The following is a 16,886-nucleotide window of genomic DNA, read 5'->3' as shown; positions in this document are numbered from 1 at the left end:
GATGAAGGTATTTTGTTCATTTAGTGGTGGAAAAGATTCGATGCTTGCACTTTACTATGGTCTAAAAAAGTACAAAAAGGTGGATTATCTTTTTACTATGCTTTCAGAAGATTGTATTCACTCAAGAGCTCATGGCCTTCCAAAAAGTTTACTAGAAAAACAAGCGCAAAGTATTGGCATTAGATTAATTACAAAATGTAGCAGTTGGAAGGAATATGAAAACAATTTTTTGAGTTTTCTTGATGAGTATGTCAAAGGTGGAGTTGGCATATTTGGAGATATTGATCTCCAAGAACATCTTGATTGGGTGGAAAATGTATGTTCAAAAAAGGATGTGGAAGTTTTTGAACCGCTATGGTTAAAAAAAAGAAAAGATGTCGTAAATGAATTTCTTTCGCTTGGTTTTAAGGCAAAAATTATTGCGGTTAAAAAAGATTTGGGTATTGAAAAGTACCTTGGAAAAGATTTAACGTTTGATCTTGCAGATGAATTTGAAAAAATCGGAATAGATGCATGTGGGGAAAATGGAGAATTTCATACCTTTGTATATGATGGCCCTATATTTAAACATCCAGTTGATTTTAAAGTAAAAGGGACAGTTCAAAAAGAAAGAAATATTGTATTAGAACTTGAATAGAGGAATTCCCACGTGGAATTCCTCTATTATTCCTTGATTTTGTCTAGTCTTTGCTCTTTAACCTTTTTTGCATTTTTAGAGATTTTATTTGAAATAAATTTTCCAAATAAAATTGAAAATGAATATGAAAAGGGATCTGTAAAGAAGCTATAGTGATAATTTTTTTAATTAATCCTTTTTCAATCCAGTAATTTTAATCTATATCAAGTAGATTTGTTGTCATTGTTTTTGTAGCTGAAATCTTATTAACTTAGTTAATCCAATGTATCTTTTCAGTGGTATAAATTTTTTTATTTGCTTTTTGCTTACTACTCTTTTTTCGGAGACTCGTTTACCTATTTTCCTAGTTGGGATCATTCCCCATGTTGTTACAACATCTTCAAGATATTGGAGAACTTTTTTAGTGAACTTCCTGTAGCATCCAAGACAGTCTTTAATATCATACTCTTTTAAGTGTATATACTCTAATCATACGGAAGCTTTTCTGCAACGTTTTTTAAAAGTTCAAAGGTTCTTCCCTTTCTTCCGCTGCCGTTAATAAGCAAGACTTTTTTCATATAACCACCTCAAAATCTATATTAGATTTATTTGCTTCTACTGCTTGCTTTGCAAGCTTATCTGCAAGTTCATTGTATTTTACACCTGTATGGGATTTTACCTTTTCAAATTTTACCTTTATATCTTTTGAATAATTGTAAAATTTTTCTTTGTAAGCTTTCGTAAGAGGTGTTTTTGTCCTCCATTCGCCAGTTATCCATTTTTCGAGGCCTTCATAGTCGTAATATAAGGTTATGCATTTAAATCCTTTTTGCTTTGCAATTTCTAGAGCGTATAAAACAGCAAGGATTTCTCCACTTACATTTCTGTGTTTTGCAAGTTCCTCATTTTCTATACTTTTGTAGAATTTTTCAATTTTTTGTGAAAGTATTACTATTGAAAATCCAATTTTTTTGGTTTCTGAAGAATAGCTACCGTCTATATAAACCTTTATACAAAGGATATTTTCGACAAACTCATTTGCAACTTCTTTGCTAGTTGCAGCTAAAATTTTTATTGTTGTAGCTTCACGTTTTTTACTAAAAAACACTTGGAGTTTTAAGATTTTATCATTCTTTTTTAAGTAACATATATGTTGAAATTTATGCTTTTTTATAGAAATAATTTCAAATTCACTTGGTATTATGGAATAAAAACTTTCAAAGCCGGAAGTATCTTTTCCAAAATATTCTATATTTATATCTTTTATTCTTGGATTATTAATTATTCTAATGCTATCAATCCTCCTAACTAAAGTATAACATTTTTTGCAAAATAAAGAAAATAAGAAAGTCGGGATAAAATCCCGACTTTACCATTTAACGGTAGGTGAAAAAGTAAACTTTATTGGTAATTTATAAATTCCTGCCTTTGTTTGACCTAAAAAATCAGATTCGACAAATTTTAGTGATAAAACAAATTTTCCGGATTTTGCTTTTGGAAGTCGTATTATTTTATAGGGATTAATATTTGAAACTCCAAAGTCTTCAAGTGTAATATAATAATACGATTTGCAAAAATTTCCTCTTGAGAAAAATATTATGAAGTTATTTAAAAATTCACCTAATTCGTTGTTAAAACTCTTAGATAAAAATTGCACTTCTACTTTAACATCTGCATTTGAATGAAAATTCATTTCTAAGAAATTAAAATTACAATAGAATTTAGAAAAGTTTTTTTGGGATATAACTATGGGTGTGGATTCTATATTTATATCAATCCATTGAAAAACTCTAATTTTAATATTTTCCTCTATTTTTAGTCCATTTAATGAGCTTGTATGAATTGATTTTGGGGCGTTCTGAGACAAAGCTATTGAAAATGATAACAAAAGAAAGATGAAAGTTAAATATTTTAGCTGTTTCAAATGATTCGCCCCTTTCTATTTATTTTAAATAAAGCCAGGCTTGGTGGCCTGGCTTTGAGAAAAAGTTATTTTAGTTATTTAATCATTTTAGAATGTAACTGTTGGAGAGAAGGTTAATTCAATTTGTATTTCATATGTGCCTGCAGGTAAATTTTGAGGGATACTATTAATTTGGACACTTAAAGTGTGTTCAGTTGAGTCATTTGCTGGAATTGTATTTCCTTCAGGTTCTGCACCATCAAATAAAACATTGGCATCTATAGCTTGTAAATCTTCTGGAATGTTAACATTAGCTGTTATTTCTACGTCATTATTTGAGGTAACAGTGAAATTAAGAACGTCAATTGTGGCAGGATAATTTTGGTAATCTTCAATGTTATAATCTGTTAATAACCATTCATAGGTAAGATCTATCCATTGATAAACCTTAACAACAATATTTTGATTGATTACTGCATTGTTATTGGTTACATGTATAGTATCTGCAAAAATAAACATACTCGCCAATGCCACCAATAAAATTACCATAAGTTTCCTCATAATAAATCCCCCTCCTCTAAGTTTTTATAGTTTTTTCTTTTAAAAAGTAACTGTTGGATTAAATGTAAACCTTATTGGTAATTTATATACTCCAGCTTTTGTTTTTCCAGTCCAAGATGCATCTAAATTTAGTAGTTTCATAATAACTTTACCTGAGCTTGCACTTGGGAAAATAACAGTATAATTGTTTTCTTTGATATAATCTCCCGTAACATAAATATGGAAAAATCCTGAATTATTGTTTGAATAGTTGTTTACCTGTAAGTTGCTATCTTCGTCATTAGCATTACAATTTTTCATTATGAATGATATATTAAATTCATCTATAATGTTTCCAAGAAAATCTTTAAAATATTCATCTAGAAACTCAAGAGTAATGTTTACATTAGCATTTGAAGAAAAACTCATTTCAAAAAAAGGAGAACCATTTTCTTCAGCATTATCAGTTATGTATGAAGATGAATAGTCTTTATCAGTAATTATGATAGGTGTTGATTCAAGACTAATATCAATCCATTGATAGACATCTACTTTTATTTCTTTTGACAAGGAAATTGCTTGGTTGCTTTTGTGAATAGGAGGTCCATTTATCGAAAAAACAATTACAAATGGTAAAAATGAAAGTATAAAAAATAATTTTCTTAGCACTTTTGCCCCCCTTTCTTTGTAAATTCATTCAATTTTCAAAGACCAATTTTACATGTACATAGTTTCGTTCCATAATCTTTCGTGAAAATTCTAAAAGATGAAATTTAAAAAATTTACTAACGGGCAATAAAATTAATAATAAAAATAATTTTTTATAAAGCATCACCTTTAACTCTTTTTTGTTGATTTTGAAGTTTAATTAAAAAAGTGAATACTATCAAAATTTTGATAAAATTAGAATATTTAATTATTTATTAACAATTTGATAATATAATATATGTGTGCGAGGTGATTTAAATTGTATATAAAAACACTTGGGGAATTTGCCATTTTAGGGTTAGAGGGTATTAAATTTTCTGATAAAGAAAAGGAAATAATTAGTTATATTGCAATAAAAAATCATGAAGGATATTTGTCAAGAGAAAGGCTTTTGGAAGACATATGGTATTTTGATGACAAATATGTCTCAAATAAGAGGTTGTCTGTTTATCTTACAAAAATAAATAAAAAAATAAAAAAGTTGGGGAGAATATTTTGTAAGGATTCAAAAATAAAGTTTTCTGGAGAAAAGATAGAATGTGATGCTAAAGATTTTGAAAAAAATGCTTTAAATTTTTTAGAAAATAAAGACTATAAATATGGGGAAAAAGCTATTAGTATTTACAAAGGTAACTTTCTTGAGGGAGTGTATAATGTATGGGTGGAAAATTTTAGAAACACGTATGAAGTATTATTTTTTGATGTGATATATTATTTAATATCTCTTACAAGTGATTATTTGAAAAAATCCAAATATTTACTTTATTTAACCTATGTAAGTTCTCATGAGAAAATGCTTGAATTAATAAAGAATGCTAAAGTTTTTGATAATAAAGAAAATATAATTGTTTCATATGATTTTGCAAGATTTTTATTAGAAAAAAATTTTGAGTTAAGAGATCCAATTTACATCCCAATATATATTACTCTTGAAAACAGCGTTGATATTTCTAGATTTTTGAGAAAAGGTGATGTGCTATCAAAGAAAGATAATAATACGTTTTTAGTATTACTTGAAAAAAATCATAATATTTCTATGATTGAGCAAGTTACAAGCTTTTTAAAGCGTTTAGAAAAAAGTGGAATTGAAGTTAAACATTTTGAGGTAAAATAAAGGCGACCTCAAGGCCGCCTTTATTTATTCCCATTCAATTGTTGCAGGTGGTTTAGAAGTTATGTCATATACTACCCTGTTTACACCCTCTACTTCGTTGACTATTCTTTTTGCAACTTTGTTTAAAAATTCATATGGAAGTTTTGACCAATCTGCTGTCATACCATCGAAGCTATTAACAGCCCTTAAAGCAATAACGTTATCATATGTTCTATAGTCTCCCATAACTCCAACGGATCTAATAGGCAAAAATACAGCAAATGCTTGCCATACTTTATCATATAGATCATTTTTCTTTAGCTCTTCAATGAAGATATGATCTGCATGTTGTAGTATTTTTATAGCTTCATTTGTTACCTCTCCTATAATCCTTACTGCAAGTCCTGGTCCAGGAAATGGATGCCTATTTATCATTTCATCAGGAAGTCCAAGAATCTTTCCAATTTTTCTTACCTCATCCTTAAAGAGATATCTAAAAGGTTCTATAATTTTAAAAGGTAACTTTTCGGGAAGTCCACCTACATTGTGGTGTGTTTTTATCTTTGCAGCAGCTTTTCGTTCGTTAACTTTACTTTCAATAATGTCTGGATAGAGTGTACCTTGAGCAAGATACTTTATATTTCCATGCTTTTCAAGAAGTTTCATTGAAGTTTCATAAAATACATCTATAAAGGTATGACCTATTATTTTTCTTTTTTCTTCGGGATCTTCAACTCCTTTTAGGTTATTTAAAAACCTTTCTTTTGCATCAACAACGACTATATCTATTCCCAATTTTCTAAAATTTTCTTCCACCTCTTGTCTTTCGTTTAGTCTTAGAAGACCAGTATCAACAAATATTGGAATTGAATTTTTTCCAATTGCTTTGTCAAGGAGCAATGCAACAACTGATGAATCAACTCCACCAGAAAGTCCCAAAATTACTTTGTCATTGCCTACTACTTTTCGAATTTCACTTATCTTTTCCTCAATAAAGTCTGACATTTTCCAATTTTTTTTCATATTTGCAACTTTAGAGACAAAATTTTCCAATATTTTGTCTCCAAAACTTGTATGAGTAACTTCTGGGTGAAATTGGACACCGTATATGGTTCCATCTTTGTTCCGTATTGCAGCATAAGGTGAATTTTCGCTCTCTCCAATAACAAAAAATCCTTCTGGTAATTTTTCGACTCTGTCTGAATGGCTCATCCATACGTCAAACTCTTTAGGTAAGCCTTCAAATAGAGGATCATCTTTTACTTTTAATACAGCATGTCCAAACTCTCTTTTTGGAGATTTTTCCACTATCCCCCCAAATTTGTGGACTAGTGATTGAAGGCCATAACATATTCCAAGGATAGGAATGTTCAATTCTAGGATATAGTCAGGAACGAATGGTGCATCTTTTTCAAAAACACTTGCTGGACCACCGGAGAGGATTATTGCCGCAGGATTTAAGTTTTGAACTTCTTCTTTTGAAGCGTCCCAAGGAAGCAGTTCAGCATAATAGCCTTTTTCTCTAACACGCCTTACAATAAGTTGAGTGTACTGGGATCCATAATCAAGGACAACAACAGTATTCAAAAAAACACCCCCCAAACTTTTTCAAAAATTTTATCATTAAAGAGATTGAAAAAGGTAAAAATGATATAAATTATATGTTAAAAAGATAAGTCAACATTTGGGACTTCTTTTTCTGCTTCTTCAACTTTAAAAAATGGAGCTTCCTTAAATTTAAACATGGAAGCAATTATGTTTGAAGGAAAAACTGAAATCTTTGTGTTGTATTTCATTACTATATCGTTGTAAAATTGTCTTGCGTATGATATTTTGTCTTCTGTTTTTCTTAGTTCTTCCATTAAAGAGCTTACATTTTCGTTAGCTTTTAGGTCAGGATAATTTTCTACAACAGCTAGAAGTTTTGATAGTGCGCCAGTAAGTTGATTTTCTGCTTCTATTTTTTTACTAATATCTTTGCTTGAAATAGCAGAAGCTCTTGCTTGCAAAACTTTTTCAAGTGTTTCCTGTTCAAATTTCATATACCCTTTTACACTGTTAACAAGGTTTGGGATTAAATCATGCCTTCTTTTAAGTTGAACGTCAATTTGACTCCAAGCGTTTTCTATCATCTTTCTAAGTTTTACTAGAGAGTTGTATGTGCCAATAATCCAGAAAAGAATTAATAATATAATACCTAGAATAATCCAAATCAAAGAACTCACCTCCTTATTGTATTAAAAAGCTCCGCCGCCGCCACCGCCGGAGCCTCCACCAATACCACCGGCTCCGCCTGAAAATCCTCCTTTTCCTGAGGGGTTTCCATAGACTGTTGAATGTGCAACTGTAGAAACGACATAAAACTGTCTTCCAAATCTTCTATATGGATAATAATACACTGTTTCGTTTGTGTTGATGTCTTTAGGTATCAATTTTTTCAAGTGTTTTTCAACCTTATCGGCTATAGAAAGTGCTGTTGCATACACAAGATAATCTTCCCACAAGATTATAGATTCTGGAGGATACTGTGAAAGAAGGGAATAATCAGTTAAAAACTTTTCAAAATTTTTCCACTTAAGATAATATTCTCTTCCTTCTTTTGACCAACTACCAAATACATCCTTTGGTAAAATGAATACCTCTGCACCTATTGCAAAAATCAGGCTTGAAAAAACACTTTGATATAAAAAGTTTATTTTTGAAAAAGAAAAGAATATTAAAATTGAAGAAATTATAGAAAATATTCCAATTAAATAGGAAAGGTAAGTACCAACAACTGATAAGTACTTTCTTGATTTTGCAATATCTAGAACAAGAGACTTATATGCATTAAATTCGTCAAGAAAGTCTTTAGCAAGTTTTTTATCCTTTGATAAAGTTTTTTTTAGCTGCGAGAAAGAAAAGATATTTTCGTTTGAGTATTTTTTTAATAGCTGATAGAAAAATTTTTCAGTTTCACTTAAATCATTGCCGTCTCTGTCAAGGATTTTTATGTATTTTCCTTCTTTATCAAGTTCCACGTATTTCTTTTTGTAAAGATCCATGATTACCGCGCTAATTCCATCGGAATCAATTTTACTTAATTGATTTACGACAATTGTGTTAACAATATCTGGAGAATCGTTATACGGTATTTCTCTTTCATATATTCCACTGTATGGAATTTCCTTTTCTCTTCCAAAAAAGTTGAATATAAGAATCAAAAGAGTGATTGATAAAATTGTAAGTATAGGGGGTAATATTCTACTTAAAAAAACTTTTGTAGAATAACTTTTTTCAATTTCTTCTATTTCTCTTAAATTAAGAGTGGGATTTTCATATGAGTATTTCAGCTTTTTTGGAAGAAATATAAATCTTGCTTCTGCAAACGTATAGGGTGGAAATTTTTTAATGTTTAAGGTGAATGTATTACCATTTCTTGAATAATTTATTTTTGGGTGGGTGTATATTTTTTCTACAGTTAAATCTTCAGGGAAGACAAATTTTGCGGTTATGTTGTTGGCTGGAGCATCCCATTTTGGCCCCCAAAATTGTCTAAAGACTTGTGAAATATCACTTCCATTTTCAAGCACGTACTTTGCATCATATACAACGTGAAGTTCAATGTTTTCAATCTCTTGCGGTGATATGGGAGTATTAGATACCCATACTCTTGCTTCAAATTCTCTGTTATTTTTTCTTAAAAATTCAACTCTTTCGCCATCGACATTCTCAATCCACAGTTTTACGTTTTCTATTTTTACAGCTCTACTTTGTTCAACGTATCTGTATACTCCTCTAAAGGGTTTTCTCATTTTATAATTAATTACTTCATGTACATGGACTATACCATCTTCATCCATTATTTGCTCTATTTTAGCAGAAGTAATTTCATACATTCCATTGAAATACCATTGTATATATCCGCTAATAAAAAGCTGTATAATAACAATTGCAATGATAGAAATAATAGTTAATAGTATATATTTTGCAATTTTCATTTGTTCACCCCCCGACAAGCAAATTATATCATACAAGAAAAATAAAGACTATATCTAAATAAATCCCCCCCGTTGAAATTCTTTGGGGGGATTTCTAATATTAAATTTTGTTATATGATATTATTTCGTTTAGGTCTTTTCTTTTTAGCTTTGGTTTTGGATCATTTCCATATCCTACTGGTATAATTACTTCCAGTTTATAAGTTGAAAAGTTAAAATCTTGAGGATTTGGTGGCGTATATGTAAGACTTGAGAGTCCTTTTTCTTCAAGTGCTAAAAGTAGGTATCCCACAGATATCCAAGTAGACTCTTTTGAAAATGGAAATCTTTTGTCTGAATAGACTAAAATTAAATAAGGAGCCTCTGTTAGAAATCTTTTTTGCCAAGTTATATTGTATTTATTAAGAAAATCTTTTAGTTTTCCTTTTGATTTTTCGTAGAATATTTTTTCTTTTTCTTCTACAGTTCTTCTAATTTTTTCTTTTAGTTTTTTATCATCTACTATCACAAAATGCCACGGTTGACTGTTCATACCTGATGGAGCTTCTTTTGCTACGTTTATAGCATATTTTATATCTTCAATATTTACCTTTTTATTTAAAAATATTCTTGTAGTTTTTCTTTTCTTTGCAAGTTCAAAAATCATCTTTATCACCTCTTTAATATTTTTTTGGAAAGTTTAAGCCCTTCACTTGCATTTTTTGCGTAGTATACACCAAAATTCTCAGCAATTTCCTTATTCAATGATGCTCCACCAGCAATTATCGGAATTTTTATACCTTCCTTTTCGAGTAAGTCCTTTACTTCTTTTATCCTTCCTATAGTTGTTGTCATCATAGCAGAAAGTCCTAGTATATCTGGTTTGTGTTTTTTTACTTCTTCTAATATTTTTGAAGCTGGTACGTCTTTTCCAAGATCAATTACGTTGAATCCAGAACTTTTGAATAATGTTGCAACAATCTTTTTGCCAATATCGTGAACATCGCCTTCAACTGTTGCAACAATTATTGTGCCTATTTTTTGCTTGTCACTCTTTTCAAGGAGTGAGTTTAAGTATTCAAAGATAGGAGTTACTGTTTCAGCTGCAAGTATAAGGTGTGGAAGGTATATAACACCTTTTGAATATAGCTCTCCAATGTGTTCCATAGCTTTTGAAAGGATATTTTGACTTATTTGAAGAGGAGAATATTCTTCAAGTAATCTTTCAATTTCTTGTTTTAGTTCTTTTTCTTTCTTTTTAAGGATCATTTCAACAAGAGGATCTTCTTTTAGAATTTCTTGTTTTGCAAGTTTTTTTCCCTTTAGTATAAGTGTTCCAAAAATAGCGTTCATTGTACATTTTTCACTTGTATTTAATATAGCTGCATTAAGTCCTTTGTCTAAGCATAGTGTAAGAAATGAAGCGTTTAAAGCTTCTCTATTTGGCATTCCAAAGCTTAAATTTGAAAGTCCAATGGATGTCATTAAACCTTCCTTTGATAATAATTCAATTGTTTCAACTGTGACTTTTGGATCTTTTTTTGCACCAACTGGAAGAACAAGTGGGTCAACTAAGATGCGATTGCGTTCTATTCCATTTTTTTCAAGATATTCTACAGCTTCTTTTGCAATTTCAAATCTTTCTTTTGCAGTTTCAGGAATTTTATCTTTCATTGTGAGAAGAACAAGTATTCCTCCGTATCTTTTGAGTAGATATATTGCATTATCTAGTTTTTCCTTTTTAGCAGTAGAAGAATTTATTATTGGTCTTCCAACGTATTCTTTTAAAGCTTCTTCCATAAATTCAAATTCCTGAATATCAAGTGATAGAGGAAGACTTCCAATTTTGTCAAGAGTATTTACAACAAGACTAAAATGTGATTTATCAAGCAGTTTTTCTATTCCAAGATTTACATCTAAAACATGAGCACCTTCTTGTTCTTGCATGGGCGCAAGTTCAACAATTTTACTAAAATCTTTGTTCTTTATTTTTTCCTGGAATTTCTTTTTACCTGCTGCATTAATTCTTTCACCGATGATTAAAAATGGGGAGATCTTTTGCAATTTTGTTCTACTTGAGACAAATTCTTCAACTATAATTTTTCTTTTTTTTGGTTTTCTATTCTTTAAAAATTCAACCATTAATCTTATGTGATCTGGAGAAGTTCCACAGCATCCTCCAACAATATTTGCACCTTCCTCAACAAAATCTTCCATGTAAATTGCAAACTTTTCTGGAGAGGTTTTGTATACAATACTTCCATCCCTTTGAAGTTTGGGTTTTCCTGCGTTTGGTTCTACACTGATTGGTTTTTTGGAGTATTGAGCTAGTTTTTTAAAAACTGATAATAATTTTTCGGGTTCTAATGTACAGTTTATTCCAATGACATCTACATCTAAATCATTTAGTAAGTTTGCATAAATCTCAACACTTGTTCCTGTAACAGCCTTTGAATTTTCTTCAAAAGTCATTTGAGCAATTATTGGTATATCTTGTGAAAGATCCCTTAGTGCAAGAATTGCAGCTTTTAGCTCTTTTAAATCAGACATTGTTTCTATTATAAAGCCATCAACGCCTGCATTTAATAGGATTTCACCTTGTTCTCTGAAAACATCATATGCATCATCAAATGAAATCTCACCTAATGGTTCTATTAAAAATCCAGTAGATGAAATATCACCTAAAACATAAACATTTTTTTGTCCCACTGCTTTTTTTGCAATTTTTACCGCGTTATAATTTATGTCTTTTATGTCATAACTAACTTTTAAAGATTTTAGTTTTAGCCTATTTGCACTGAAAGTGTTAGTAAGTAGAAAATCCACACCTGCATCAACATATGCTTTTTGAAGGTCAAAGACCATTTCTTTATCTGTAATGTTTAGAGTTTCAATAACACCTTTAAATCCCTTTTTGAAGAATTCTGTGCCGTATGCACCATCGAGAAAGTAAATTCTTTCATTAAGCATTTGTAAAAATTCTTTTCTATTCAACTTTTACCACCACCCTATCATACATGTTGTTGTTTTTCTTGGGAGCATAATGCCACTTTCTAAAACCTTTATTTTGTTTACTTTTAATAAATTAATGATAGTTTTATTTTCTCTAATGTCTACATCCTCATATCCTGGAGAAAATCTCATTGTCCCATCTTTGTATTTTTGCCTTAGCTTTTTATCAAAATTATCATTTAATGTTTCAAGAGCTTCTGAACCCCATGCATCGAGAATCATTCCAGAAAATACTTCTCCGTTTTCTGTGTAATGTTCTATTTTTTTATCTATTTCTTCTCCGAGTGTGGAGATAAAAAGTGTCATTTTTTTAACACCTTTAAATTTTCCTGGAATTATACTTTTTGGTAATTCTTCTATGTTAAATGTTTTATACCAGATCATTGGAGTTGATAAAAAAAGACCTTCAAGGTAAAGATCGTTTATCTTTTTGATTAATTCTTCATCAAGTTTTTCATATCTTGTAGATGCTCTTGCAAGGACTATTTTCTTTTTAGGCATATATTCAAATTTTTCGGGGATATAAATCACATTAATTCCTCCTATATGTGCTTTAATATTTCTACAATTGCATCGGTATTGCTCATTGTAAAAAAGTGGATTCCTGGAACATTTTTTTCTTTTAGTTTTTCAATTAATTTTATGGTATATTTTACACCTGTCCAGAACTGCTCTTTTGGAGTTCTTGCATTATCTAGTTTTTCAATCAATTCTTCAGGAATATCTACATAAAAAGTTCCGGGTATTTTTAACGCACTTTTGTAGCTTAGAATAGGTTTAAGGCCAGGTATAACTTTTACGGTTATTCCTTCATTCCTTAGAAGTTTGACAAAGTTGAAATACTTTTCTACGTCAAAGAACATTTGAGTTATTACAAACTGTGCTCCTGCTTCTATCTTTTTCTTTAAATACTTTATATCAGTTTTTAGATTTGGAGATTCATAGTGTTTTTCTGGATAGCCTGCAACCCCAATGCAAAAGTTTGTTTTTTTAGCAGTTTGATACAAGTAATTTCCTTTATTCATATCAGAAATTTGTTGAACAAGCTGGTAAGCATAATCATACTGCCATTCTTTTTTTATTACGTTTTTCTTTTTATCTCCACGAATAACAAATACATTATCTATTCCAAGAAAATCTAGATCAATTAATAATTCCTCAAGCTCAAATTTGCTGTTTCCAATACAGGTAAGATGCGGAACTACATCTACATTGTATCTCATCTTTAATGCAGCAACAATTCCCATTGTTCCTGGCCTTTTAACCTTTGGAAGTTTAAGAATTTGGCCATCTATTTCATAGTATTCAAGTTCTGGAGGATGTTTGGTTACACTTATAAATGCTGGATTGTACGGCATTATTTTGTCTATTGCTTTATATAAATTATCTGCGCTATGCCCTCTAAGTGGCGGTATTACTTCAATTGAGATAAAAAAGTCTTTGATTTGAGATATTTTCATTTTTTCATCCCCTTACTTTATGTATAGCCTTTATGATTATATTATTATCTATTGTAACGACTATATCTTGGATCTCTTCAAAATTTCTTGAAAGTAAATTTTTTGCATCATGTACATTTTTAATTTTATTAGATATTGCTGTAGCATATGCATCAGCAAGGACAGGGTCACTGCATACAACTGTAGTTGTATCTGTTTTGCCAAAATTTTTTGAATGTCCAATTTTTTTCGAAGATGTTGCAACCCCAAACTCTCCAGGTGGTAGTTCTAGGTATAAATTAGTATTAGTTGAAAGTATCAGTATAGTTGTTGGCTCATGTGAATAAATATATAAATCTCCACCATTTTCTACTAAAAGTTTTTTTGGATTTACTAGCTTTTTAATATATTGTCCAATATGTTTTGCAAAAGCACCTGCAACAGCCGCCATTGGTCCAACATTTGCCTTTTTTGAAGCTTTAAGCATATCTTTTGCTACTTTGGGAGCATTCTCATCAAATGCAATTGGTTTTAAAGATGTAAGAAAAGTATTTGTTGCATATTCTTCCAGTTCTTTTCTCAAGAAAACAAGATAGTTGTAAGCTAGAACTGAAAGTCCTGTTTCTTTTTTGTCTAATGCAATCCAAAGATCGCTTTCTTTGTACTTTACGGTAAACGAAAAAAGATTGTTTCCCATAAAATTTCTATAAAACCTTTTCAATTTATCAGCCCCCATGGAAGCTCTATTCCAACGGGGCACACATCGCTACAAAGTCCGCAATTTGTACATTTTGTTCTTTCAAACTTTACTGTGTCATTTTCTATGTATAAAGCATTACAGTATCCTGTACACAAACCGCAGTTTACGCACTTATTTTTTATTACTTTTTCTTGCTTATTACTTTTTATGTTTAATTTTTTGTAATCAGATTTTGATGGAAGAGAGGCGACTGGTTTTGTAAGGAAAAATTCTTTGTTTAAAATTTGTTTTTTTAGTTCATTTGCAATTTTTCTTGATACATTCATGCTGGTAATAGGAGCAGTTTTTACATATTTACCGTTTAACTCAATTTTACCACTTTTTAATTCTTGATAAGTTACCTCTCTTACTATAGGTTTATCATGTTTTGAGTAATCTCTTACCGTTGTTATAAGTTCTGAGTTTGAGCGGGTTACATAATAAGCTATCTCTTCATCTAGTATAGGGATAGGTATACCAATTCCTATAAATATAGTAACTCCATATCCTTTAAATTTTGCTGCTCTAATATATTCTCTTGACATTTCTTTTGCATTTCCAATTACTGCAAGAGTTCTAGAGGGTTTTTTGGGGATGTCTTCTGTGTTTGGATTGTACTGAGTTCCTTGCCAGACAACGTATCCTTGAGTTCCTCCAAAGAATATTCTAGTGCCTATTCCTATTGTTTTTAACTTTGGATCTTTTAAAAGTGGGCTTAACTCTCCTGAAGTAGCATAAGTGACATTTGAATAATTTGGGAGCAATTTTCCCATATATGTATATATAGTTTTATTAGAACCATTTGTAGCAGCCGAGTAGTTTTGATATACGTTTCGTGGATTAAAAAAATAGAATTCATTTATTATGTCTTTATTTATGTAACCTTCTATTTTTTTCCTGGGATAGCAATCTGTTCCTTTTGCATTGGCAGATAAAAATACATCCTGACCGGAGATCAGTTTTTCAATGACGTAAGAACCACCAATTCCATCTTCTTGAGTTGCACCTAAGAATCCATCAACAGCTGCAAGGCCTCCATGAACAGTGACTCCATCTAACTTTATTTCTTCCATTCTCATTGGAGGTGTTGTGTGTCCAAAGTTGAAGAAAACACCGGATGAACACATTGGTGAAAAGGTCCCAGTAGTTACCACATCAACGTTTTCATATACGTACTTTACACCTTTTTCTTTAGAAAGGTTTACAGCTTCTTCTGCTGCTAAAACTACCACTTTCCCTTTTTTAATTTTTTCGTTGATTTCCTCAAAACTTCTCATATAACCCCCTCCCTTGCAAATAAGATATTGTGTATAACATTTAGAATGTTTTTGAGATTTTTATTTTCTACTAGAAGAATTAAAAAATTTTTTCCATCTTTAAGTAACCAAAAGTTAAATTTGTGAAAGTAGAGGCTATTTAAGATAAGGAGTTTTCTTCCAATGTCTAAATCTCCACCAACCAGTATAAGTGACAAGTTTTCTTTTATACTTATTGATGAAAAGTTATCTTTTATACTTTCAAACTTTTCTTTTTCAATTATTACGTTTGCATTGTTTTGAAATATATCTATGTACTTTACATTTTTTGGTATTTTTTTCAACTTTCCGTTTATAAATAGAAGATCTTTTAGGAAACTTATTGATAAAACTCCGACGTTAGTTTCTTTTCCTATAATAGTAGATCCACTTTTATCTAATCCCTTAATTATTATTGGAATATTTTTAGATTTTGCAGGGGCAATTGCTTTGTATTGAATGATCTTTGCCCCAAAATATGCAAGAAGTTCTGCGATTTCATATGAAATTTTTGTAATCGGGAAAGGATTTTTAACAAGCTTAGGATCACAAGTGAATAATTGACTTACATCTTTATATAGAGTTACATTTTCTGCGTCTAATATGTTTGCCAAAGCTGTTGCTGTATAATCACTTCCACCTCGCCCAAGAGTTTTTATTTTTCCATTGTGTATAGCATAAAAACCTGGAACAATGTAAATTTTTTTCTCTTTAAAATATGATTTTATACTTCTTTTTAGTTCTATTTTTTCACCATTTTTTGTTAGATTAAGTTCTATTTCTTCAGGTAGCTTTTCTTCAACGTTGAAACCTTCCTTTTCTAAAAATAATTTAAGTGCTAGAGAATTACATCTTTCACCGTGAGATATTATTTTTTCATAGTCTGTTTCATTTATGATTTCATATACTCTTTCTTTTAATTTTTCTGATTCAAACCCCATTTGTTCGGCAAGTTTTTGATAGATATTTTCAAGGAGCTTTTTGTTAATTTGATTGTTTAAAAGTAAATCTGTTACCCCGTATGGTGCCGAGACAACTATTACTAGGTTGTCTTGATCGAGTAATGGTGGTACTTTTAAAAAGGAGTCCTTTTCTTTAAATATGGAACCACCAAGTTTAATAACTTTCAAAATAACACCCCCTTATTTAAAATAAAAAAGGCGGCCAGTTTTTACTGACCGCCTTTTTGCTATTAGTTAATTTCTACTAATTAAAAGTTATACAGCAAAAGATAATGGCGGCCAGCTTTTCCACATGCCGCACATTATCATCATATTTACATTTAAGAAAAATTTATTATGCCTTGAAGTGTTATTCTTGAAGACAATTTCTTGCAATTTTCTTCCTCCTTTTGATGAAATTTTAACAAATAATTTTTGTTTGTCAAGGCAATATTTAAAAATATATGATATAATCACCCTGGCCAATGTAAAAATTATTTTTCAATCAATCTAATCATTTTAGGATGAGCAGAGAGTGTGTCTATTAACATTGTTAACTGCTGCCCTAGTAACATATATGTAATCTGTGCCTTTAGCGTCCTTTCATTCATTCCTCTCATCTTTATCCTCTGCTTTAGCCT

General features: G+C 30.4%; 16 protein-coding genes. 2 read left to right on the top strand and 14 right to left on the bottom strand.

The window, feature by feature from the left end; genetic code table 11:
• The first annotated feature begins 1 nt into the window (after position 1).
• Complete coding sequence (locus tag EO083_RS05985) at positions 2-637, top strand: Dph6-related ATP pyrophosphatase (protein WP_126993265.1); 636 nt, start codon at positions 2-4, stop codon at positions 635-637.
• A gap of 553 nt (positions 638-1,190) precedes the next feature.
• On the opposite strand, the gene EO083_RS05980 is transcribed toward EO083_RS05985, so the two are convergent.
• The 4 genes from EO083_RS05980 to EO083_RS05965 all read right to left on the bottom strand — a co-directional run bounded on the left by EO083_RS05980 (position 1,191) and on the right by EO083_RS05965 (position 3,728).
• Complete coding sequence (locus EO083_RS05980) at positions 1,191-1,724, bottom strand: RNase H family protein (protein ID WP_126993264.1); 534 nt, start codon at positions 1,722-1,724, stop codon at positions 1,191-1,193.
• Positions 1,725-1,985: 261 nt separating this feature from the next.
• Entirely contained in the window at positions 1,986-2,540 is a 555-nt protein-coding gene (locus EO083_RS05975; protein ID WP_126993263.1) for a hypothetical protein, read from the bottom strand.
• 87 nt (positions 2,541-2,627) lie between these two features.
• Complete coding sequence (locus tag EO083_RS05970; RefSeq protein ID WP_126993262.1) at positions 2,628-3,047, bottom strand: hypothetical protein; 420 nt, start codon at positions 3,045-3,047, stop codon at positions 2,628-2,630.
• A gap of 72 nt (positions 3,048-3,119) precedes the next feature.
• Positions 3,120-3,728 carry a hypothetical protein gene (locus EO083_RS05965; RefSeq protein WP_126993261.1) on the bottom strand — a complete coding sequence of 203 codons (609 nt, stop codon included), beginning with the start codon at positions 3,726-3,728 and terminating at the stop codon, positions 3,120-3,122.
• Between the two features lie 298 nt (positions 3,729-4,026).
• On the opposite strand from EO083_RS05965, the gene EO083_RS10015 reads away from it, so the two are divergent.
• Positions 4,027-4,881, top strand: a complete 855-nt coding sequence (locus EO083_RS10015) for a helix-turn-helix domain-containing protein (protein ID WP_241229990.1) — start codon at positions 4,027-4,029, stop codon at positions 4,879-4,881.
• A 24-nt stretch (positions 4,882-4,905) separates the two neighbouring features.
• Here EO083_RS10015 and guaA read toward each other — a convergent pair whose 3' ends face one another.
• The 10 genes from guaA to EO083_RS05905 all read right to left on the bottom strand — a co-directional run bounded on the left by guaA (position 4,906) and on the right by EO083_RS05905 (position 16,434).
• The gene (guaA, locus tag EO083_RS05950; RefSeq protein WP_126993260.1) at positions 4,906-6,447 is read right to left on the bottom strand and encodes a glutamine-hydrolyzing GMP synthase; all 1,542 of its coding nucleotides are present in this window, start codon (positions 6,445-6,447) and stop codon (positions 4,906-4,908) included.
• Between the two features lie 77 nt (positions 6,448-6,524).
• Positions 6,525-7,085: a LemA family protein gene (locus tag EO083_RS05945; protein WP_241229989.1), complete on the bottom strand. Its 561-nt coding sequence runs from the start codon at positions 7,083-7,085 to the stop codon at positions 6,525-6,527.
• A 12-nt stretch (positions 7,086-7,097) separates the two neighbouring features.
• A complete protein-coding gene (locus tag EO083_RS05940) occupies positions 7,098-8,840 on the bottom strand; it encodes a DUF2207 domain-containing protein (protein ID WP_126993258.1) in 1,743 nt (580 codons plus the stop codon).
• A gap of 100 nt (positions 8,841-8,940) precedes the next feature.
• Positions 8,941-9,486 (bottom strand): nitroreductase family protein, encoded by a 546-nt coding sequence (locus EO083_RS05935; RefSeq protein ID WP_126993257.1) that lies wholly within the window; start codon positions 9,484-9,486, stop codon positions 8,941-8,943.
• 5 nt (positions 9,487-9,491) lie between these two features.
• On the bottom strand, positions 9,492-11,813 hold the full coding sequence (locus EO083_RS05930; RefSeq protein WP_126993256.1) for a homocysteine S-methyltransferase family protein: 2,322 nt from the start codon (positions 11,811-11,813) through the stop codon (positions 9,492-9,494).
• 3 nt (positions 11,814-11,816) lie between these two features.
• Positions 11,817-12,362, bottom strand: coding sequence for a methionine synthase (locus tag EO083_RS05925; RefSeq protein WP_126993255.1), 546 nt, complete (start codon positions 12,360-12,362; stop codon positions 11,817-11,819).
• 11 nt (positions 12,363-12,373) lie between these two features.
• On the bottom strand, positions 12,374-13,291 hold the full coding sequence (locus tag EO083_RS05920) for a methylenetetrahydrofolate reductase (protein ID WP_126993254.1): 918 nt from the start codon (positions 13,289-13,291) through the stop codon (positions 12,374-12,376).
• Positions 13,292-13,295: 4 nt separating this feature from the next.
• Positions 13,296-13,991 carry a UPF0280 family protein gene (locus tag EO083_RS05915; RefSeq protein ID WP_126993253.1) on the bottom strand — a complete coding sequence of 232 codons (696 nt, stop codon included), beginning with the start codon at positions 13,989-13,991 and terminating at the stop codon, positions 13,296-13,298.
• Positions 13,988-15,286, bottom strand: a complete 1,299-nt coding sequence (locus EO083_RS05910; protein WP_126993252.1) for a homocysteine biosynthesis protein — start codon at positions 15,284-15,286, stop codon at positions 13,988-13,990. Before EO083_RS05910 ends, EO083_RS05915 begins: the two co-directional genes overlap by 4 nt.
• A complete protein-coding gene (locus tag EO083_RS05905; RefSeq protein ID WP_126993251.1) occupies positions 15,283-16,434 on the bottom strand; it encodes an amino acid kinase family protein in 1,152 nt (383 codons plus the stop codon). Before EO083_RS05905 ends, EO083_RS05910 begins: the two co-directional genes overlap by 4 nt.
• Positions 16,435-16,886: the final 452 nt, after the last annotated feature.

Origin of the sequence: Thermosipho globiformans, from assembly GCF_003990895.1 — a bacterium.
Classification (GTDB): domain Bacteria; phylum Thermotogota; class Thermotogae; order Thermotogales; family Fervidobacteriaceae; genus Thermosipho; species Thermosipho japonicus.
The sequence above is the reverse complement of the archived record's forward strand: the minus strand, read 5'-3'. Positions and strand labels throughout refer to the sequence as shown.